General features: G+C 58.0%; 11 protein-coding genes. 7 read left to right on the top strand and 4 right to left on the bottom strand.

Annotated elements, in window-relative coordinates:
- The first annotated feature begins 623 nt into the window (after positions 1 to 623).
- From HDE79_RS21400 to HDE79_RS21385, 4 genes are all read left to right on the top strand, one after another.
- Entirely contained in the window at positions 624 to 8855 is an 8232-nt protein-coding gene (locus HDE79_RS21400) for a beta-1,3-glucanase family protein (protein WP_184605209.1), read from the top strand.
- Positions 8856 to 9271: 416 nt separating this feature from the next.
- The gene (locus HDE79_RS21395) at positions 9272 to 10123 is read left to right on the top strand and encodes a glycoside hydrolase family 16 protein (protein WP_184605207.1); all 852 of its coding nucleotides are present in this window, start codon (positions 9272 to 9274) and stop codon (positions 10121 to 10123) included.
- A 69-nt stretch (positions 10124 to 10192) separates the two neighbouring features.
- Positions 10193 to 11335, top strand: a complete 1143-nt coding sequence (locus tag HDE79_RS21390) for a hypothetical protein (protein ID WP_184605205.1) — start codon at positions 10193 to 10195, stop codon at positions 11333 to 11335.
- Between the two features lie 56 nt (positions 11336 to 11391).
- A complete protein-coding gene (locus HDE79_RS21385) occupies positions 11392 to 13932 on the top strand; it encodes an FG-GAP-like repeat-containing protein (protein ID WP_184605203.1) in 2541 nt (846 codons plus the stop codon).
- A 451-nt stretch (positions 13933 to 14383) separates the two neighbouring features.
- Here HDE79_RS21385 and HDE79_RS21380 read toward each other — a convergent pair whose 3' ends face one another.
- Positions 14384 to 15010 (bottom strand): nucleotidyltransferase family protein, encoded by a 627-nt coding sequence (locus tag HDE79_RS21380; RefSeq protein ID WP_184605201.1) that lies wholly within the window; start codon positions 15008 to 15010, stop codon positions 14384 to 14386.
- Positions 15007 to 16101, bottom strand: a complete 1095-nt coding sequence (locus tag HDE79_RS21375; protein WP_184605200.1) for an XdhC family protein — start codon at positions 16099 to 16101, stop codon at positions 15007 to 15009. The genes HDE79_RS21380 and HDE79_RS21375 overlap by 4 nt, the downstream gene beginning before the upstream one ends.
- A gap of 320 nt (positions 16102 to 16421) precedes the next feature.
- Between HDE79_RS21375 and HDE79_RS21370 the strand changes: the two genes are divergently transcribed.
- The 3 genes from HDE79_RS21370 to HDE79_RS21360 are packed head-to-tail and all read left to right on the top strand — an operon-like array spanning position 16422 to position 20499.
- Complete coding sequence (locus HDE79_RS21370; RefSeq protein ID WP_184605198.1) at positions 16422 to 16925, top strand: (2Fe-2S)-binding protein; 504 nt, start codon at positions 16422 to 16424, stop codon at positions 16923 to 16925.
- Complete coding sequence (locus HDE79_RS21365; RefSeq protein ID WP_184605197.1) at positions 16922 to 19198, top strand: molybdopterin cofactor-binding domain-containing protein; 2277 nt, start codon at positions 16922 to 16924, stop codon at positions 19196 to 19198. The genes HDE79_RS21370 and HDE79_RS21365 overlap by 4 nt, the downstream gene beginning before the upstream one ends.
- Positions 19195 to 20499 (top strand): cytochrome c, encoded by a 1305-nt coding sequence (locus HDE79_RS21360; RefSeq protein WP_184605195.1) that lies wholly within the window; start codon positions 19195 to 19197, stop codon positions 20497 to 20499. The genes HDE79_RS21365 and HDE79_RS21360 overlap by 4 nt, the downstream gene beginning before the upstream one ends.
- A gap of 532 nt (positions 20500 to 21031) precedes the next feature.
- Here the strand turns inward: HDE79_RS21360 and HDE79_RS21355 are convergent.
- Positions 21032 to 21529 (bottom strand): HAD domain-containing protein, encoded by a 498-nt coding sequence (locus tag HDE79_RS21355; RefSeq protein WP_184605194.1) that lies wholly within the window; start codon positions 21527 to 21529, stop codon positions 21032 to 21034.
- 12 nt (positions 21530 to 21541) lie between these two features.
- Entirely contained in the window at positions 21542 to 22060 is a 519-nt protein-coding gene (locus tag HDE79_RS21350) for a hypothetical protein (protein WP_184605192.1), read from the bottom strand.
- Positions 22061 to 22074 lie beyond the last annotated feature (14 nt).

Below are 22074 nucleotides of genomic sequence, written 5' to 3'. Positions count from 1 at the left end.
ACGCCCGCTGAGTACGCGAAACAACTCGCGAGCAAAACCGATAAAGTAACCACCGGATTCTAGAGCCGACCGCTACTGAAGCTGGGGGGACGTCGCACGGATGATTAAGCCGTCTCATCCGGCAGCATCAGTTTCAGTCTATGGGACACGAGTCTGTCGTGGACATATGTCATGTAGCGACTGTTGCAATCGCAAGCTTTGACAACGCAAAGGGGGATGCCCGACGAAACCAAAGCACTCGATCCTCGCGTTGAGGATCGGCTTAGGTGTGACCGGCATTGACGCGATTCTGAATTGAAGGTGCTTGAGCATTAATCAACCTGACGAAGGTCTCCATCTAGTCGATGACCTTCGTGAGGCTGTCTCAGTAGCTCATTTACAAACGCAGTAACAGCTAGCGTACCCAGTGACGAGATGGATGCCACTCATTCCGTATGTCGGTATGGGTTGGCTGATGGCAATTCTAAATTCCGAAACTCTATATAGATGTATCAAGGGGAAGACTAGTGAGACTGCATGCTTGTTGGGAATTCCTGGCTTTGAAATGCAGTCTTGCATGCCATAACGTCGGAACCATCTGCGAGGGCTCCATAAAGGCAGACAGATTACGGACGCTCTCTGTGATGCTTCTTGCGCTGCTGGCATTGGCGAGTGCCCGTCACGCTGATGGTCAACAAGTAGAACCGACACTGCCAAGCTCGCAACGCGACACGATCAATCTCGCCGCGGGCATTCCACAGTACATTGGAGACGCAAGCTCGACGTCGAATGCCCCGCAGAATTCCTGGTGGTTCGAGAACACCAATAATTCGACGTCATACTCAACGTCTGGCTTTAACGAGAGTTCCGATACCAGCGCCACCTGGACTCAAGTGGGCTTGCCCTACGATGCCAATATCTCGCGTACCTTCATCAACCAGGACTCTGGCGGCGGTCAGGGGTCCCTGACGGGAAACTACAACTGGTACCGTCTGCACTTCAAAGTGGATCCGAAGTATGCAGGTCAGAAATTCCTGTTGAACATTGAAGGATCGCACACCGGTATCCAGGTCTTTATAAACGGTACGTTGTTGCCCGGTGTCAGCGCGGTAGCTGCCGATGCGCAGGCCACCCATGTGCTGGGTTTCATCCCGGTGGTCGTCGACCTGACGCCGTACATCAAAGCGGATGGCAGTACCGACAATGTCATTGCCATCGATGTCTCACGCGGTGCTTCATGGTTTGAGACGCCGAACTTTTCGGGTGCGTTCCGTTTCGGCCAAGCCATGGCGGGATTGTTCCGCAATGTGAAGCTATACGTCACCAACCCGGTGCATATTCCGCCAAACGTTTATTCGAATCAGAAGACCTGGGGTACCTACGTCGGAACAGTATCGGAGGTTCCGGCTGCGCAAGGCACTGCCACCGCCACCTCGGCGGTCGTCGAGGTACAAACCAATGTGCTCAATGAGACGACTACGACACAGCAAGTCACGCTAACGACACAGATCGTCGACGCAAAGGGCAATGTGGTTGTCACTGCACCACCGATTACGCAAGCCGTGCCGGCGATGACGCCAAGCACGTTTCCCTCCGGCGCGACGCCGATGTTCGATCAGTCGATTACAGTGCCCAATCCAACGCTTTGGTATCCGAACAACGCGACATGTGGAACGCCGCCGGTATCGTGCGGATCGCCATACCTATACAAGGTCTATCACATTGTCAGCGTGAACGGAGTCGTGGTCGATTCGACTCAGGACACGCTGGGCATTCGCACGATTACGTGGGATGCGAACTTTCCTTACTTCAATGGCCATGCTGTCTATCTGTGGGGAGGGTCGAGCCGTTACGACTATCCGGCGCTGGGCTCTTCGGTTCCCGACGAACAGTGGTGGCGTGACATGGCGCAGATCGCAGCGCAAGGAGGCAACATTTGGCGACCCGGCCACTCGACCAGCAGTGAAGAGATGGTGGAAGCCGCGGATGCCTACGGCATCATGATCGACCAGCCTAGCGGTGATGGCGAGGGTTACTGGAATGCCAGTTCCAATCCGACAGCTGACGACCTGCAGCTAAAGCAGGAAGTGCATCGCGACATGATCATCCGCGATCGCAGCCATCCGTCCATTCTCGATTGGGAGAGAGATAACGGTGGCATGAATCCGCTGCTTGCCGGTGAGCTTGGGACCATCGAGACGACATGGGATAGCGTCAATCCGCGCATGAGCGCCGATCGCACGTACAGTTCCTCATACGGTTTCATCGATGAGTGCGACGGCGCCGGTTGCGAGGTCGGAAACAAGCAGCAGAACCCGAACAATCCAGCCTTTGGCGCCGAGTATTGGGACAACATGGGCACCGGTCGCGGCCTGGCCTACGACTATGAACTCGCGTTTGCGGCGCCGTATCTTGATGATTGGCGGCGGGGAAGGGCAGCCAATGCCTTTGGCATGGCGCAATGGTATTTCGCGGAGTCTCCTGGCGAGGACAGCCTTTGGGCCGAATATCAGACTCAGCCCAACATGGTGAGCTTCGTGCGCTCGTTGGGTTACTCATCGACCGATGCGAATCGTTTCCCCCGATTGCTCTACTACATCTATCAGGCCAACTGGATGCCGTATTCGGTCAATCCAGTCGTTCACCTAGCGCACCACTGGAACCGTGCCTACGAATACACCGCAGGAACTCCGCTCCAGGAGAATGCCTTCAGCAACTGTCCGTCGGTGCGCCTGCTCATCAACGGCGTTCCCAACGATCCGGTCACGGGCACGCTGCTTCAGGATCAGACGCCCAATCCATGGAGCGTCAATTCCAGCACGAATCTGACCCAGAACACCACGGTCATGCCAGGGCAGGTTCACTGGATGGTGAACTGGGCTCCTGGCACGGTCACCGCGCAATGCCTGGATGCGAATGGCAACCCGGTTTCGGGCGTGAGCGATACGCGTACGACAGCGGGAGCAGAGAACCAGATTGTTCTCAGCGTTGTTCCTGAAGTGACCAAACCGGATGGCACAAGTTTTCAGTGGACCGCCAATGGTTCGGATGCCGCCTTTGTGGTTGCACAGGTGGAGGACGCCGCTGGCAACCTTGTGCCGACGGCAGCGGACAACGTCACGTTCTCCGTCACCGGACCTGCCACCTATATGGGCGGCACGCAGCAGCTGGTTGCCGACCCGTCGTGGACCAATTATTACCAGGACACGTTTTCCAAGGCGAACAGCAATGTGATTCAAGGCGTGCCCTATGCCTTCTTCCACTCGCCTGGCGATCCGGAACTGAACTTCGAAGGCGGATTGCAGAAGATCGCCCTGCGCAGCACATTTGCGCCCGGAACCGTGACCGTGACGGCGAGTGCGCCTGGTCTCGTTAGCGGCAGTGTTACGTTGACCTCGGTAGCACCGCCGGCTCTTTCGCAATCGCAGCTTCCGGCCATTATCGTTCCTCCAGTAAGCGAGGCAACCACGTCGGGCTTCCCGGCCACCTTCAGCGTTGTAGCTTCAGGCTCGGGCACACTGATCTATCAATGGTCTGACTCGAGCGGCCCGATCGCCGGCGCAACCAGCGCCACGTACACCACGCCTGCGACGACCGCCGCAAATAACGGCGACACCTTTACGGTGACGGTTGCCAGCAGCTTCGGTACCGTGACATCAACGCCAGTCACTCTGAGCGTCGATGCGCCGGCCAACGTTGTCATCACCACGCAGCCGGCTTCCCAGTCTGTGGTGGATGGCGAATCGGCCACCCTGACAGTGGCGGCGACGGGTTCGCCGACACTCACCTATCAGTGGTATCAAGTTGGCTCAGGCGTCATTGCCGGCGCTAATCAAGCGTCGTACACCACGCCTGTCTTTACAGCGGCTGGAAGCACAAGTTTCTATGCGGTGGTCACGAACGCACTCGGCTCGGTTCAATCCTCTACCGCAGTAGTGACGGTTGATGCTGCAACACCGGTGTCCATTGCCACGCAACCGGCCAGCACCATCGCGCCTGTCAACGAGCCCGTTCAATTTACGGCTGTCGTGGCCGGGTCTGCGCCGTTCGCTTATCAATGGCAGTTCACGCCTGCGGGAGGCACCGCCACCATTCTCACCAGCGGAACGCAACAGTCGAATACGCTGACTTATACGATTCCGGCGGTGAGTGCTGCGAATGTCGGCGCTTATACGGTTACGGTGAACAATGCGGCCGGCGCGCCTGCTACCAGCAACGCAGCACAAATCACGCTCGCGCCGCCCGGCGTCAACGTGGCCTTGAACGCGGCCGCGACTTCAAGCAGTACGCAGAACGCGTGCACCGACGGAACGACAACGCCACCGTACACAGGCACGGGATGCCTGGGGCCGGAGAATGCCGTCGACGGCAATCTTTCCACGCGATGGGGATCGGCGGTCGCCGGCGCACCACCGACGCCGGCGGTTCCCGGCGTCGATCCCTCGTGGCTGCAGGTCGACCTGGGCTCGGCGCAGTCCTTCAATACGGTAATCATCAATTGGGAAAACGCCTATGCGGCCCAGTATCAAATCCTCTATACCAACGCCGACCCTGCGACCAATCCGACCTGGAACGTGGCCTACACCAACAACGCTGGCGTGGGCGGAACGGAAACGCTCAACTTCCCGACGGTCACCGGGCGTTATATCCGCTTGAACGGGATACAGCGCGCGACGCAGTATGGCTACTCGGTCTATGAGTTCCAGGTCTACAACGTGCCGCAATGTTGCAGCGCCACGGATCGATATACCGTCAACGCGTCGAACACCGGCCTGGTGACGGATAATCTGACGGGCTTGACCTGGACGCGCACCGTGATGACAGATACGGAGCCCGGTTCGCAGTTCACCGGCGTGAATGCGCAGAACGCTTGCGCGGGCATCAATATGCGTCTGCCCACACAATCGGAAGCGCTAAGCATCGGCGGCGTCAATAACAACACCACCGCCTTTTCAGGAACCTGGAGTACGTGGACGTCAACGGTCGATCCGAATGATTCCACGAAAACCGCGGTGGTGAGCTTCGACGGCACGTCGGCCTACCAGGTTACCGACAACTATCCTGGTGCCACGCTGTGTGTCTCCGGCACCGACGCCGGGACAGTGCCTGTCATTACGGCGCAACCAGCTAGCGTGGCCGTAGCTGTGGGACAGCCGGCAACCTTCAGCGTGACGGCGACCGGCCTCGGCAGCTTGAGCTATCAGTGGTCTGAAAACGGAACGGCCATCACCGGGGCAACGTCATCCAGCTACACGACACCGGCTACCACGACGGCCAACAATGGCGCGGTCTTCAGCGTGGCTGTCGGCGACGTGTTTGGCACAACCGCGAGTAGCGCGGCCACACTCGCCGTACAACAGAACAACTGCAATGCTGTTCCCAGCACGCCGGGCACACTCGCTGCAGGCGCAAGCGCTTCCAGCCAGGTGAGCCTGACGTGGGGCGCGAGTACGGCGGGAAGTAGTTGCACTGTCAGCTACACCGTCTATCGCAGCAGCGCTGCCGGGTTCACACCGTCCAGCGCGAACCAGATTGCTACGACGTCCGGAACCACCTATTCAGATACCGGCGTGGCTGCTGCCGCTACCTATTACTACATCGTCGAAGCCACTGATGGGGCAGGTGCCTCACCGGCCTCCAACACTGCCACGGTGACGACGCCCGTCTCAACCTGCACGACGAACTGCAGCAGTTCGGATGCCATTGCGATCAGTGCGGGTGGGCCTACGGCAGGCAGCTTCGCCACCGATGAAGATTTCGTAGGCGGCACGGCATCGGGCACCAATGCAACGATCAACATCAACGGGGTGACCAATCCCGCTCCGCAGTCGGTCTACCAGAATCAACGCTTCGGCAACTTCACCTATACGCTTCCCGGTCTGACGCCAGGAACCAACTACGTGGTGCGCCTGCACTTTGACGAGTTCTACTGGACGCAAGCAGGGCAGCGTGTCTTCAACGTCAGCATCAATGGCACACAGGTGCTGACCAACTTCGATATCTTCGCAGCCGCGGGTGGGCAGGACATTGCGATCGTCGAGCAGTTTGCCGCGACGGCCAATGCGCAAGGGCAAGTCGTCCTTCAGTTCGTCTCGGTCAAAGACAATGCCGAGATCAACGGCATCGAAGTTGAAACGCCAACTGCGACGAATACGCCACCCAACGCACCGTCGAATCTGGCGGCAACAGTGGCTTCCTCCAGCCAGATCAACCTGAGCTGGACGGCCCCGACGACTTCGGGAGTGACGTATACGGTGTTCCGCAACGGAACCGCAGTGGCCACTGGCCTGACCGCAACGACCTATAACGATAGCAGTCTTGCATCCACCACCACGTACTCCTATACGGTCAAGGCGATCGATTCGGCGGGTACCTCGATGGCGTCCAACACAGCCACGGCAACCACGTTCGATGTCAACTGCGGCGCTTCTGGGTGTGGCTCGGATGTGCTTGCGATCAGCGCAGGCGGTCCTGCAGCGGGTACTTACGTCGCCGATGAAGACTTCAACGGCGGAGCAGCATCCGGTACAGGCGCGACGATCAATATCTCTGGGGTGACGAATCCTGCGCCGCAGTCGGTCTACCAGAACCAGCGTGTCGGCAACAACTTCAGCTATACGCTTCCCGGCCTGACCGCCGGCGCCAGTTACGTAGTACGTCTGCACTTCGACGAGTTCTACTGGACCAAGCCGGGACAGCGCGTGTTTGATGTCAGCATCAACGGCACGCAGGTGTTGAGCAACTTCGACGTCCTCGCGACCGCTGGGGGACAGGACATAGCGATCGCTGAGCCCTTTACGGCGACTGCCAATGCGCAAGGGCAGATCGTGCTTCAGTTCACCGCGATCACCGATAACGCCGTGGTCAACGGCGTCGAAGTGATCTCGGCCCCCATCGGCTCACCGAGCAACCTGACCGCGACATCCGTTTCCGCCAGTCAGATCAACTTGAGCTGGACGGCCTCGTCAGCGCCTGGCGTGGTCTACGACGTCTTTCGCAGCACGACGACCGGCTTTACGCCTTCCAGCGTAAATCAAATTGCTACAGCAACCGGTACCAGCTATTCGGATACGGGCCTTGCGACGAATGTGACCGACTACTATGTGGTCGAGGCGTCCAATGTTTCCGGCACGTCGGCCCCAACCGCGCAAGCCAGCGCTACCACGATCGCCATTCCACTCGCGCCTTCGAACCTGACGGCAACAGCGGCGTCCTCGAGCGCGGTCAATCTGAGCTGGGTAGCATCAGCGACGCCGGGGGTGACGTATACGGTCACTCGCAATGGTGTCGCCATCGCGAATGGCGGGGCAGGGACCACTTACGTCGATAGTGGCCTGACGGCCTCGACCTCGTACACCTACACCGTCGAGGCAGTTGACGCGGCCGGCACGTCGCCAGCTTCCAACACTGCCATCACGACGACATCGGCGACGTCGACGGTAACGGCGCCTGCCATTACCACGTCGCCAACAAGTCAAACCGTCACGATCGGGCGGACGGCTACCTTCTCCGTTGCCGCCAACGGCGGCTCACTGGCTTATCAGTGGTACAAGAATGGCGCGGCCATTACAGGGGCAACCAGCGCAAGCTACACCACGCCGGGAACCACGGCCGCGGATAACACCAGTAGCTTCACGGTCGCGGTCAGCAACTCCGCAGGGTCAACGACATCTTCGGCGGCAACGCTGAGCGTCAACGTTTCGCCCAGCTACACGGTCGATCCCGGCTTCATTGTCACCGACCTCAATAACAACACCAACGGCGCATGGGCAGACAGCCAGATCTATGTCGAGATCCTCGGTAATGATCCGGTCACCGGTGCGCTCTCCTGGGTTAACTACAACGGCACTGTCACACCAGCCAACGTATCGGACAACACGGCTTCAAACGCACTTGTCGCGCCGAACGGACAGACATATCCCAACTACGCGTTCACGCTTGCCCAGAGCCATCAACTCACGCTGCCGCCGCTGACTTCGGGACGTATCTATATTTCGGAGGGTAGCCCGCTTTATATGTCGATCGTGGCTGGCGCGAACGGTGGCAACAATGGATACGCCGGACCCAATCCGCTCAATACCACCGATCCCAATATCAACGTCCACTACGATTGGTACGAGTTTAACTACGCTGCGACTGGCGGCATCTTTATCAATACCACCCAGGTCAATCAGTTCGGCTTGCCTCTGTTGCTGGATGTGTGGGGGGCCAACGAGACGTACCACATGCAGGTAGGCATCAACGAGTCGATCGCCAACCTCGATCAGGAATACGTCAGCCAAACGCCGGTAGCGTTCAACACGCCTGCGCCGACCAACCTGCGCATTCTCTCGCCCGCAGAAACCACCTTCAATGCCGGTGGTACCAACGGAAACTATTTTGATAATTTCATCGCAAGCGCGTGGGCTCAGTACAGCGCCACGCCTCTGACTGCGACCCTCAACGGCCGCCAATTCACTGGCATGACCTCCGGAACGACCATTACCTTTAGGGAGGTCAATCCGGCTGCGGCCAACGCTGGCGAGACGTTTGTTGTCCAACAGCCGTCCACGCAGGACATCCTGGAATGTGCCGGGACCATGGCCAATGGCGTTGCGGGAAATACCCCGCAACTCCAGGACGAGAACGCCATACAGCTGCAGTTGGAAAACCAGATCTGCGCGGCGACAAACCGTGGCGTGTTGCTCGCACCCGCGAACTGGGCGAACGCGTCGGCCTACTACTCGTCCTCGCCGGCGAACTTCTACTCGCAGTTCTGGCACCAACACTCGGTCGGAGGGCTGGCATACGGCTTCTCGTATGACGACAACAACAACCAAAGCACGACCATCACAACGCAAAAGCCAGAGCACATGTCATTCGGCATTGGTTGGTAGCATGTCCTCAGCGATCTGATCTGCACCAGATGATGACGGACGGCCTCGGAAATTCAACGAGGCCGTCCGCTATCGAGAAGGACGCTCGCTCGTGTGAGACTCGATGACGCTACTGATCAAGAAGGCGAGCCGTGGAGTTGTTGGTGACACCCCGCTTGGAAGTATCCCACCCTCAGCATGAAGCGCCGCCCCAGTATCTAGCCGTTCGCTGATCTGTTGATCTTAGCGACCCTGCAGTTCTGACGCCGCCATGTTTAGGCGGCGTTTTTATATCGCGCCGTATTTATTACTCGCGATCGGCAGACATAAAAGTGCAATGCCGAATAAGTTAATCTGAGATTTCTGCGAAATATGCAACGGGCTTGAACTGATTAGCCATCCGATACGCGCCTACTGAAATTAGCTAAGGAAGGAAAATGCCGAAAATCAACCTTCTCACGCAGACGTTGGTTCGCGTCCTTCTCGCGACTGTTGCTAGCACCCTGATGAGTTCGTTTGCTCTGGCAACAAGTCTTGCCGGACCCGTTACGTTCGGGTCCCCGGACCAAACGTTCGGTACGAGGCGACCGGTTACGGCGGCAGATCGCGCACTCATAGCGGACTATCGTTCTATGTCGCCGATCTTTGCAACGACATTCTCAAAACCTGACGAGCTTCAGTCGGATTGGACGGCTCAAACAGACGATCTGGCGGCCCTCAAATCGTGCCGCCGACCCGGTAACGTGGAGGCATCGAACGTCGGGGCGAGATTCAAAACTTTGGTCGCCGCCGATTGTCATGCCCGCTGGTCTACCGGTTCAATATTTACCAAGGCGCAGTATCCCTACGGCTTCTTTGAGGCCAGGATGAAAATCGCTGACATCAAGGGCATGAACAACGCTTTCTGGCTGACCACTCAAGATCACTATGAGATTGATGTGGGTGAAGTCGAATATCCCAATTACAGCCACCTCGGACTGCAATACTGGCCCACGAGCAAGAGTGAAAAACATGCGGGCGTTGGATTCGGCGCGAAGTTCACCGATAACCTTTCTTATGGCTTCCATGATTACGGCGTTTTGTGGATGCCGAGAGAGCTAATCTTCGAAGTCGACGGAGAACCTATTGCAGCCCTGAAAACCAACGGCACTATCAAAGGTCCGGCGAATGTCTGGTTCTCCGCCGCGCTCGCTGACTGGGCAAACGGTCCCGTGCCGAACCATCCCGAAGGTCACGGCATGGTTGTCCAATCGCTGCGCTTCACCGCACTCAAGTCCAGCGACCGCTGACAGGCAGCGAGCTTGGTCTGTCACGTGCGTCCTGAAACACACGGTCTCTGATTATTTCCGGAGAAATTCATGTCCGTAACGAAGCAATGTCGCTTGCTCACAGTTCTGGGCTTTCTTCTGGTTCTTTCCCTTTTCAGTGGAGCGGCGTATGCGCAGAACGTCATTCGCGGTGTCAACTTCGTTCACCCGTTGCAGTTCGGCGTGGCGGATCAAAATGCAGCCCTCGTTAATCTGAAGACTGCTGGCATCCAGGTCATTCGCTTTGGTATGTATGAGCAGGACCTCGACAAAAGCATCGATTTCATCAGGAGAGCGAATGCTCAAGGCATTGCGACTGTCTTGATCCTGCATGGGAAATACGCGCCCAATGCTCCAATACGCCCCTACCGCCCACGTGAATTTCCGGGGATATGGGCGGGGTCTCCATTTTCATCTTTGAGCCCCGAACTATCCGGACAGTATTTCCAGACGGTGATGGATAAGCTCGACGCTGACGGAATGGTTCTTGCCGGGATCGAATTTGAAAATGAGATCAATATGGCTGGCAACAACCCCGACTTCAGCTTGCCGGGAGAGGGAAGAGTCCTTGGCCTGAACGATCTTTATCATGATCCGGAAGGACAGCAAGTCGCGAAGGGTTACCTGCAATATCTCAAAGCATTGGCTGCGCTAAAGCAGGCACGGGATCATTCGAAACTTAATCGAAAGACGCCACTGCTTCCGACCAGTCTTGTCGATATCGTGCAAGAAGGACCGTGGCCGACGCCGAAGAAATATGACGGGGTCAGCGTTGGCGCGACGATAGCGTTTTTCCGAGCAAACGGGTTGGACAAGCTCGTTGATGCCTACAACCTTCACACCTATCCTTGGGGTGACGGTCCCGGTAATAAGGTCTCCGCAATCCATCGTTTGCGAAGCTTGCAAGGGTTGGTTATGCCTGTCTGCTCTCCCGTCGGTTCGCCGAATGGCAAGTCTTGCTGGATTACGGAGTGGGGATTTTCGAATGCAAATAAAGGCTGCCCTTCAGATGAGCATTCGCGCAACTTACTGGTGCAGGAAATGATGGGTGACTTTGGTCAATTGATCCATGAGCGGCGTCTCACGGCACTTATCTATTATTCCTGGATCGGTGATCCGCCGTTCGATGTCTATCGTTGTGGCGCTCTAACGGAAAGTGGCCGAGTAGTGATCGAGCCGACACCCACCCATTGATTATCAATGGCGAGATGTAGGTAAGAAAGTCATTTGCGAGAACTGGAGGAGGCTTTATGGTTTGGAATTCGGTACGAACAACTTTCTACGGTCTCCTCGGCTTATTGTCCCTCGCAACAGTGACGATTGCCTGGGGGCAGAATTCAAATGTCCCGGTTCAAGTGGAATCCGTAACGGTCTATCCGGGGCCTTCGGATATTTCCCCCTCGCCGCAGTACTCGGTGCAGGTCATTCAGAATGATCACGCGTACGACTCGTTCGTATATCAGACGCCGAATCCCGGCTTCACGAATGGCCAACTGAACGGGCAACCAACCTCTTCCACGGAGGAGCAATCGACTGCCTGGACGAGTTTCTCATTTGGCGATTCGGTCACCGTCTCCATCACGAATCAGGAGCCCTTTACCGCAGCCCGCGTGCTTCCGAGCCATGAGCGGATCCCGGTCACCGTCGACGGGTCAACGATCCGCTTTACCATTCGCCACCCAGGGCAATACGCCGTGGATTTTTGTACCTCCGGCTCAACCTGCACGGAGTCGAATGTCGATCTGAGAAACCCACTTCTCATTTTCGCCAACCCGCCTGAAGCGGATGTACCGCAACCGAGTAGACCTGGCGTCCATTATTTCGGACCCGGGGTGCATGACCTTGGAGCGACTCCTTACGTGATCCAGTCCGGCGAGGTGGTCTATTTGGCGGGTGGTGCTTACGTCAAAGGATTCTTCCAGGTTGCCAATGGCGCGTCCAACTGGGCGATTCGCGGAAGAGGCATCCTCTCGGGGGAGAATCTTCAGAAAAACGAATGCGATCCGAACTGCCCGCCAATGATCTCCGCTCCGAATGAGACTTTAGGACACGTCGAGGGCGTTACGCTGATTCAGTCCCCGATCTATAACATCGCGCTCGGCGGCTATAACAAGACTTTTAACGATGGCAAAGACAATACCGCCACACGCAACGTTATCGACAACGTTAAGGTCATCGCGTGGCACGGCAACACAGATGGCGTTGCCGCCGCCTATGGCTCGGACGATCGCGGCAGCATCCTTCGCAACAGCTTCTTCAAAGTAGGCGACAGTGCCATCCATTTGAATTCTTCGAACCTGCGGGTCAGTGGCTGTACGATCTGGCAACTACGCACTTCGGCTCCATTCGAGATCTCCGATACGATGGGCGGCAACCTCAACATCAACGTTCATGACGTACTCGTCGAGAATTCGGATGTGATCCGCACCGAACAGGTTTTCGCGAGCATGGAAGGGGCGGTCTTTTCGGCTCACCAGGGTGGCAAGGGAACGCTCCGGCATTATCTGTTCGATGACTTGCGCGTGGAGAACGCCAGCTTCCGGCTCTTCAGCCTGGCTGTGCGGCCGAGCCCCTTCTCCAAAAAGAATGGTGATCTTGCTGGAATCGATGATCTGCTATTCAAAAACATCCAGGTAGTGGATGCGCAAAAACTCCCGAACCTGCTGCAGAGTTACGATCGGCAACATCAGCTTTTACATCTACGCTTCGAGAACGTTGTCGTTGCCGGGGCCGCGCTTCCCGAGCACCCCGCCGTGACCTTCAATGCCAACCGCACGATGAGTCTGAATGGAAACGTCACCTATGATCCGTTGTGGAGAAATACTCAGAACCCGATGGATTTCCTGACACAAATCGTTGAGCCGACTGCCGCTCCCTCGCTCCAATATGAATCCGTATCCCTGCACCAATCGAAGCTGACAGCGGAGTTCAAGGAGGAGGCCATCGGTGACTTTTATGGGGACGGCTACGCCAGCGTTCTGTTCTCCCACGATGGGGAATTGGGAGTCTGGAAGGATCCCGTCCATCTGCAGGAGTTGCCCTCAAGGGCGTATTACTCTCCCATTGGGTATACGTTGAAAGCGGATGACCGGGTAGTTGGGGTCGGCGATTTCAACAACGACGGTCGCTCCGACATTCTCATCTGGAACTTCACGACGCAAATTGGAACGGTATTGCTGATGGACGGCGATCGAATTCTCGACGTCGAAGCTGTTCGTCCGGGGAAGACATCAGACTGGAACACAGCGTGGATCGGAGACTTCGATCAAAATGGTTATTCGGACATCCTGCTGCGCAATCCTGAAGGCGATGTGGAGATCCTCAGTTTTGGAGTCGGCGATATGCAGCGGAGCGCGGACTTCAAGCCGTCCGAGCTCTTTGCGAATTCGACGAGCTATTACGACCAGCACTGGGCTCATGTCTCCGGTACTTTTGATTCCAGCTGGGTCATAGCGGGTGTCGGCGATTCGCGGGGATTGGGTTATGCGAATATCGTCTGGTACAAGCCCACCACTGGCGATCTGGGCATGACGGTTTTCTCGCCCGACTTTCAGAACGAGCCAACCGATCGTATTCAGCTGGGACAGATTTTCCTACGACGTCAGCTGCCGTCCACGGGCCAGGTCATCGTGGCGGGTGATTTCGACGCGGATGGAACATCCGACATTCTGTTACAGAACTCCGCCACCGACTTAGGCCCCATCGTGTATACGAGTGTGTGGCTACCCAATGAGTTCAGCCAGGGCACTGGAACAATCACAGTCAGCGCAAACTGGATGTTGCTGAGATAACTATGGGCGTACGTCGAGCAGACCGATCTCATTGGTAGGGACGTCGTGCTCGTGATGACCGGCAACAGTCGCTACGAGCAGGTCGAAGTCGACGTCTCCGCCATATGTGCATTGATCCAATCCGCGAGACTCTGCGACCGGTGCGCTTCGGCATAGATATAATTTGATGCCCCGAGAATAGCGACGAAGATCTGTGCGTTCCATACAGGTCCGACGCAAGTACAAATTGTTTTTGAGACTTTAAGAAGCGAAGATCGATACAGCTTGGCTCGTGTTGTTTCCACGGTAAGCGCGGTGAGCTTCGTGAGCGTTAGCGTCCAATTTCGCTCGATACGATTTTCGCGTACAAACGGCAAACGTGATATCAAGGCTGCTGATGTCCACACGCAATTCCATCGCCGAGGTGCTGACGATGCCGTCGATGGTGCCGGTGAAGTGACTGTTGCGGACGTCAGCGGGAACGGTCTCTCGTCAACTTGTCGCGCACGTGCTGCAGGTCCAGCGGGGTGTCGACGTCGATGCTGCCGAGCGAGGCAAATCGCTCGACGCGCACGGCTTCCCGCTCGATCAAGTCATGTGCACCACGCGGGCCGGAGCATGACATCAGTGCCGCAAAGCAATCCCGAGGAAACAGCACCGGCGGACCCGATATGCCGTTCTGCTCGCTAACGAGCAGGCGCTCCGGTGTCAGCGCATGTCGCTGGAGCATATGCCCTAGCAACGCCGGATCCAGGAGCGGTTGATCGGCCAGACACAGGAGTAGCGCAGAAGCTTGCGGATATTCGACATCCAGGTAACGAACGCCAGCGGCGAGCGAGCTGCCCATACCCTCGAACCAGCCGTCGAATCGGATCAACCGCAACGGCAAGTCGTCGAGTACGGCCTCGACTTGTTCAGCATAGGCACCCGTCACCACGACGACGGGGATGTCTTGCTCCAGCGCGCTCCGCGCGGCACGGCGCACCATCGGTTCACCCTGGATCTCGACCAGTTGCTTGATGTCGCCAAAACGCAGGCTTTCGCCTGCTGCAAGCAGGAGGATGACAGGCGATGCCGGGTTTTCTACGCGGTGGCTCATCCGTGAATCGCGCCTTCGTTGTCGCGCAGTCGACCACCATCACGTTTGTTGATGACGGCCATGATTTCGGCGGCGATCGCCAATGCGATTTCCTCCGGTGTTTCCGAACCGATGTCCAGCCCAGCTGGTGCGTGCACATGCAACCCGGCAAGCGCGGGGTGGTCGCGCATGCGTCCCACGCGTTCACGCGAACCGAGTGCCCCAAGGTAGGCGACAGGCGCGCCATGCAATGCGGCCAGGTAGGCAATGTCCTGTTCGAGGTTGTGCGTCATCACCACCACCGAGCTTTGCACATCGAGCGGCAAGGCGCTGCGCAAGCTGGCTGGTGTTGCGCAAACGGCATGTAATCCCGCCGGCAGGTGCGTTGCCTGCAGGCGTGCTGGATCGTGATCGACCAGAGTGGTCTGCCAGCCAAGAGCCCTGGCCAGCGGCAATAATGCGCGCGCTGCAGCACTGCTGCCGATGACGAACAGTGCATGCGGCGGCTCTATCGATTCCACCAGTACATCGACCACGCCTCGCGTCGATGGCAGGCTCAGCGTGATAGTACGTTTGCTGGTTGCCGGCATGACGGCGTCGATGATCGACTGGGTCAACGCTGGATCGGCGATATCGTCATGCAATACGCCCTGTTCGCACCACAGCATCCGCTGTGGCATTACTACCGCATCATCAACCGCGAAAAGTGTGGCGAGCCGCGCACAGCGCCGCTCACTCAGACATTGCGCCAGGGTGTCGACAAAGTCGATCACATGCGTTGTGGTCAGCGGCTCGATCAATACCTCAAGCTCACCGCCGCAACCCATCTCCAGCAGTACATCGAGGCCCGAATCCGCGTTGTATTGGATCAGGCGGGGAAGCGTGCTGGCGATGACTTCCTGCGCACGCGCCACGATATCGCGTTGCGGGCAGCCGCCGGACAGTTCACAGACCACGTTTCCGTCACCCAACACAAGCATGCGTGTGCCGGGACGGCGAAAGGTGGAGCCGCGGGTGCGGGTCAGTGTTGCCAGTGCCGCCCTGGGCAGCGTATCGCAGCGCAGCTTGCGTAGTGCATCGATCAGGGTGTTCAGCTCGTGCGCCGAATTCATCGATCATGTCGCCAGCTTGGGAAGAGTAAGCAGCAAAACCTGCGGAAGGCTGCGGGCCTTTAATCTGGCTGGACCAGAATAATGTGTCCGCAACCCGCTATCGGGCTGCCCGCTTGCGGATTTCAGTCTAGCGCGACATTCGTCAGTCAGTGCGCCCACCGCGCTATCGCGAGCAGGGGTCTTCTGGTATACGAGATTCTCACGAATGTGTTGCTGAAATGGCGTTTTCAACACCCGTCTGGGAGCGAATCCCACCCGCTGTTTGATACTTGGCGCCCAAGCCTCGTTTCCCGGATTCTCAACGCAGTGCGGAGGTACCTATGCTGTCCTTGTCCGTTAACGGCGAGTCGCATTCGGTCGATGTTCCTGCGGATATGCCGTTGCTCTGGGTTCTGCGCGACGTCATCGGCCTGATGGGAACCAAATTCGGCTGCGGCATCGCGCAATGCGGGGCATGCACGGTGCATCTGGACGGTCAGCCGGTTCGTGCATGTGTGCTCCCCGTGGGGTCGATTGGCAGTAAGGCCATCACCACTATCGAGGCCATCGGCGATACGCCCAGCGGGCAGAAGGTCCAGCAGGCGTGGCTGGATGTGGATGTCGTGCAGTGCGGCTACTGCCAGTCTGGGCAGATCATGTCGGCGGCAGCCCTGCTCAAACGATCACCCAACCCCAGCGATGCGGAGATCGATGCAGCCATGTCGGGCAACATCTGCCGCTGCGGTACTTACGTGCGAATCCGGGCGGCCATCAAGCAGGCGGCAACGGGCAAGCTCGAAATTCTGCAGACGATCGTCACGTCGCCCGAGGGAGCCGCGTCATGAAGCTGAAAACAGGCAGACCTCAGACAACTGACCAGATCGATCTGAATCGCCGGCATGCCATCCAGTCGGGTGGTCTGGCGATCGCCTTTCTATGGCTGGGCGGCAGCGGCATAGCATCCGCTGCGATCAATGCGCGCCGGCAACCGGGCGATGCCGCCGCCGCCCTGGCGGACGGCAATCCGGCCTTCGCTCCGAATGCCTTCATCCGCATTGGCACCGATGGCACCGTGCGGCTGGTCATGCCGACGGTGGAAATGGGGCAGGCGATCTATACCGGTTCAAGCATGTTGCTCGCCGAGGAACTGGGCGTGGGCCTGGATCAGATCAGCGTCGAGCATTCACCGCCCAGCGATGACCTGTATGGCATGCCGCTCCTGGGTGGCCAGATTACCGGCGGCTCCACCAGCACACGCGGCACCTGGCAGGTGCTGCGCGAAGCCGGTGCCGTGGCACGGACACTGCTGGTGACTGCCGCGGCGACGCAGTGGCATGTCGACCCGTCGACATGCACGGTGGACCGGGGCATGGTTCACCACATCCCATCCGGCCGCAGCGTTGGCTTCGGCGCGGTGGCCTCGGCGGCAGGCCAGTTGCCGATGCCGGACAAGGTGCAGCTCACTGACCCCAAGGATTTCAAGCTGATCGGCAAACCGCTGCGGCGTGTGGATTCCGCCGACAAGATCAAGGGTGCCACCCAGTTCGGCCTGGACGTGCGTGTGCCCGGCATGAAGATCGCCGTCGTCAAGGCGTGCCCTACCTTCGACGGCAAGCTCGCTTCGGTCGACGACAAGGCCGCCCGTGCGATGCCAGGCGTCGTCGACGTGATCCGCATCGCCGATGCGGTCGCCGTGGTCGGCGACCATTTCTGGGCCGCAAAGCAGGGACTCGAGGTACTGGTGATCAAATGGGACCGCGGCGAGAACGCCAACCTCACCACCCAGCAACTTCGCGACGCACTCGCGGAGAGTGCGCTCAATGGCAAGTCGATCGTTGCTCGCGAGGTCGGTAGCCGGCCAGCCGATGGGAAAACGGTCGAGTCGGTCTATCAACTACCCATGCTCGCCCACGCCACCATGGAGCCGCTCAACGCCACCATCTTCGTGACTTCCGACAAGTGCGAAATCTGGGTGGGCACCCAGGTGCCTGCACGCGTTCTCGACGCGGCGGCAAAGATCACGGGCCTGTCCAAAGACAAGATCATCGTGCACAACCAGTATCTCGGCGGTGGCTTCGGACGACGCCTGGAAACGGATTCGGTCGAGCAGGCACTGGCCCTGGCCAAGCAGGTGTCGTATCCGCTCAAGGTCGTCTGGACGCGAGAGGAGGACATTCGTCACGATCGCGTGCGTCCGATGTACCACGATCGCATCTCAGCCGTACTCGACGCGAATGGCCGACCAGCCTGGTATGGCTATCGCACCAGCGGCGGCACCGTGCTGGGGCGTTGGGCGCCGATGGCCATGGGCAAGGATGGCCTCGACAGCGATGCGGTCGAATGCGTCGTGGAAGTGCCTTACGAAATCCCGAACCTCAAGGTCGAGTGGATTCGCCACGACATGCCTCCTGGCCTGATCGTCGGATGGTGGCGGGGCGTGGGATCAACGCATAACCTGTTCGTCGTCGAAAGCTTCATGGACGAGCTCGCACATCACGCCGGCAAGGATCCGCTGGAATATCGACGTGCCTTGTTGCAGAAAAATCCGCGGACCTTGGCCGTACTCAACCTGGCCGCCGAGAAAATCGGGTGGGGCGCTCAGCCACTACCTGCACGGGTTGCCCGCGGCATCGCGTTAGGTGAACCGTTTGGGAGCCGGGTGTGTGCCATCGTCGAGGCTGAGGTCACTCCGCAGGGTGAAGTACGTCTGCGTCGTGCCGTGGTCGCATTGGACTGTGGCATCGGGGTCAATCCCAGCTCCATCGAGGCACAGATCCAGGGGGGACTTCTGTTTGGTCTCAGTGCCGCGCTTTACAGCGAGATCACGATCAAGGATGGCGCCATCGAGCAGAGCAATTTCAACGACTATCGAAACCTGCGGATCAACGAAACGCCATTGATCGAAGTCCATCGCATCGAAAATAACGAAGCGCCCGGTGGCCTGGGCGAAGTCGGTACCGCGATCGCGGCGCCCGCCCTGGCCAACGCGATCTTCGCTGCAACGGGCGTGCGCCTCTACAAACTTCCGGTGGACCGTAATCTTCTCGTGCAGGATGCCAACGCACTCAAGCGTGTGGTATCTGCAACCGCCGCCGACCAGGGGAGGAGCGACGCGTGAAACGCTTCCTCATCATCGTGGTCCTCGTGTTGGTTCTTGGCAGTGTGGCGTATTTTGCGCTGAATCGCACTGACAGCTCCGACGGCACGGCGCCGGCAATCGCCGGCGCTCCTGCCACCGCCGACGTGCTAGTGCGCGGCGAATATCTCACCAAGGCTGCCGACTGCACCGCCTGTCACACCGTTCCTGATTCGGGCAAGCCGTTTGCCGGTGGTGTCGCGTTCCGCCTGCCGTTCGGCACAATTTATTCGTCAAACATCACAGCCGACACGCAAACCGGCATCGGCAGCTGGAGCGATGATGATTTCGTTCGCGCGGTACGCGAAGGCGTGCGCAAGGATGGCAAACGGCTGTACCCGGCGTTCCCCTATACCTCGTACACGCAGCTGAGCCGCAGCGATGTCCTCGCCATAAAGGCCTACCTCTTCAGCCTGCCGAAGATTTCGCAGTCGGACAAACCCAATGATCTCGGTTTTCCCTTCAACCAGCGCTGGGCCATGGGCTTCTGGAATGCAGCGTTCTTCAAAAGCCAGCGCTTCGTCGCCGATGCGGCGAAATCACCGCAATGGAATAGCGGTGCCTATCTTGCAGGCGCGCTGGGGCATTGTGCGGAATGCCACACGCCACGAAACGTGGGCTTCGGTCTGGAGCACGGCAAAGAACTGTCTGGTGAGCTATTGCAGGGCTGGCATGCCTACAACATCACATCGGATGCGACACACGGTATAGGCGCGTGGACTGACGCCGAGATCGCTAGCTATCTATCCACTGGACACGCGGATGGGCGTGGATCCGCCTCCGGGCCGATGGGCGAGGCTGTTGATAACAGCCTTCAGTACCTGAAGCCCGAAGACACGGCTGCCCTAGTGACTTATCTGCGCAACGTTCCCGCACGGGAAGGGAAGGACCCGATCACGATCGATGCGAAAGCGGCACCCGCGCTGGCCTCCAGCGACACAGCCCCAGGCGGAGACAGCACAGATGCAAACAGCGCGGGACTAAAACTCTTCGAAAGCGCCTGCGCAAGCTGCCACCAATGGAACGGCCAAGGCCAGGAGACACCGTACGCCTCGTTGCTGGGTACGCGTGGCGTGAATGACATCAGCGGTGGCAATGTCACCCAGGTCATATTGCATGGTTCCAGGATGCGTCTCGATGGGCACGATGTCTTCATGCCGGCATTCGGCCATGCTTACTCCGATACGGAGGTAGCGGCTTTGGCGAACTATGTCATCGCACACTTCGGGAACAAGCAGGGAACGGTCACCCCGGATGCTGTTGCGCAAAGCCGTAAACTCTAGATCGTGCATGCCGGTTTGCGTACCCATTTCGCAATTTGACATAATATACATTATGCGAAATTAGAGATGGGAGGCCATGATGAGTCGCGACCCCGATCTGAGCTTCCTCAAGTATTTGCCGGCGCCAGCCAAAAGGTTCCCCAACAAAACTTGTGACCTGGCGTTCGCAAATGCGCGGGATTCACCCGTTTTGTGGAATCGGCAGACTTCATTGCGCAACAGAGGCAGAAACAGTGTGCAACTGAGGCGCTTAGCACTATGCAACTTGGCCGAGTTTGCCCAACCCCCACCAATGTAAAATAAGGAGAAAAAATCTTATAAAGTAATGACATACAGGATGTGTTTGCGGAATTTTTCGCGGATTTCCTGAACGCATGAACGTGAATGCGCGTCATTGAAATGCCTCAAACGAAACCTCCCAGAGCGACGTAATCGAGGTATTCGCTGAGCGGTCCGGAATCGGCCGCCCGCGATACCAAGCCATGGCCGCGTTTCGCCGTCAGTCCAGCGTGTGATGCGCAGCCGCAAAGGATCATCCCATCGTTTTGAGACGCTCGATTAATACCGCTTGCGTTCGTTCACTTCCCAGCGCATCTTCAGGATGGCAGCACACCACGCGTTCCATATCGCTCTCGGGCCAACCCTCTAGGTCGTCATCGATTGCGAGCCAGCACGCAGGCATTCGACGCAGCGCATCCCTTTTGACCTGACGGTAACGCGATGCGTCCCGCCACCAAAGAAATTCGTCGTAATCGTGCTTGAAGCGACTATGCCAAGTCGCGCCGATAACCCGCTCACGCAGGCCTTCGGGTAAGTGGCGGCACACCCACGAATAGCTTTTCATCCGTACCCAGCTCGTCGAGAGCACGATCCGGAGATCTGGATAGAGAGCCAGCGCCTCCACAAGCACGGGAGCATGCTCAAACAGTTTTCCAGGGCCGCGCAGGTAAACCCGTCCCTTATCGTCCTGATAAGCCTCGTCTGGGTGTAGTACACCGTCGAAGTCGAGATAAAGTACCTTTTCGCGCATCACAGCCTCGGTCTATGCGACGTTCCCGTTGCCCGACACGGTGATCATCATCCCTTGGCGGTATAGCGGCGAATGGACGCTCAGAAACTGGCGGCGCCACGATGGGGGATCTGAGCAAACTAGAACGGGAAATAGTCGATCCTGGTTAGCTTCCAGGAAAGACCGGAAGGCAAACTCCTGGTCACGCCAACGGTCTTCATTCCAACGCTCAAATCTATCGAGCAGCAACACAATTCGCGTGTGTTTTTCATGCCAGTGCGCAGTTGCTCGTTCCAAGGCCTCGTAAAAACGACTCTCATCGAAGTCAATCGGATGAGGTCCCACGTTTTTGATGAGTATTGCCGCTGGAGATTCATCGCTGGGCCCTGCCAGTGATGTCGTGACAGACGTGTATCCCAATTCAGAAATCAGAGGGCCGACGCTGCCCATCCAGTAGTCATGCACGGACGATTTGCTCTTCCAAAGGACGAGTAACGCCTGACTAAGCCGGGTTTCTAAGCATCCGCGCACATAGTCCGCTAACGTCGCCATCTGCAGCTTTTTCC

This window comes from Rhodanobacter sp. MP1X3, from assembly GCF_014207165.1.
Lineage (GTDB): Bacteria > Pseudomonadota > Gammaproteobacteria > Xanthomonadales > Rhodanobacteraceae > Rhodanobacter.
This window is presented reverse-complemented; position numbering and strand designations above follow the sequence as displayed.

Excerpts from the sequence above, each read along its gene's own strand:
- HDE79_RS21380 (WP_184605201.1), bottom strand. The coding sequence starts at position 15,010 with ATGAGCCACCGCGTAGAAAACCCGGCATCGCCTGTCATCCTCCTGCTT.
- HDE79_RS21355 (WP_184605194.1), bottom strand. The coding sequence starts at position 21,529 with ATGCGCGAAAAGGTACTTTATCTCGACTTCGACGGTGTACTACACCCA.
- HDE79_RS21385 (WP_184605203.1), top strand. The coding sequence starts at position 11,392 with ATGGTTTGGAATTCGGTACGAACAACTTTCTACGGTCTCCTCGGCTTA.
- HDE79_RS21370 (WP_184605198.1), top strand. The coding sequence starts at position 16,422 with ATGCTGTCCTTGTCCGTTAACGGCGAGTCGCATTCGGTCGATGTTCCT.
- HDE79_RS21395 (WP_184605207.1), top strand. The coding sequence starts at position 9,272 with ATGCCGAAAATCAACCTTCTCACGCAGACGTTGGTTCGCGTCCTTCTC.
- HDE79_RS21365 (WP_184605197.1), top strand. The coding sequence starts at position 16,922 with ATGAAGCTGAAAACAGGCAGACCTCAGACAACTGACCAGATCGATCTG.
- HDE79_RS21375 (WP_184605200.1), bottom strand. The coding sequence starts at position 16,101 with ATGAATTCGGCGCACGAGCTGAACACCCTGATCGATGCACTACGCAAG.
- HDE79_RS21350 (WP_184605192.1), bottom strand. The coding sequence starts at position 22,060 with ATGGCGACGTTAGCGGACTATGTGCGCGGATGCTTAGAAACCCGGCTT.
- HDE79_RS21400 (WP_184605209.1), top strand. The coding sequence starts at position 624 with ATGCTTCTTGCGCTGCTGGCATTGGCGAGTGCCCGTCACGCTGATGGT.
- HDE79_RS21390 (WP_184605205.1), top strand. The coding sequence starts at position 10,193 with ATGTCCGTAACGAAGCAATGTCGCTTGCTCACAGTTCTGGGCTTTCTT.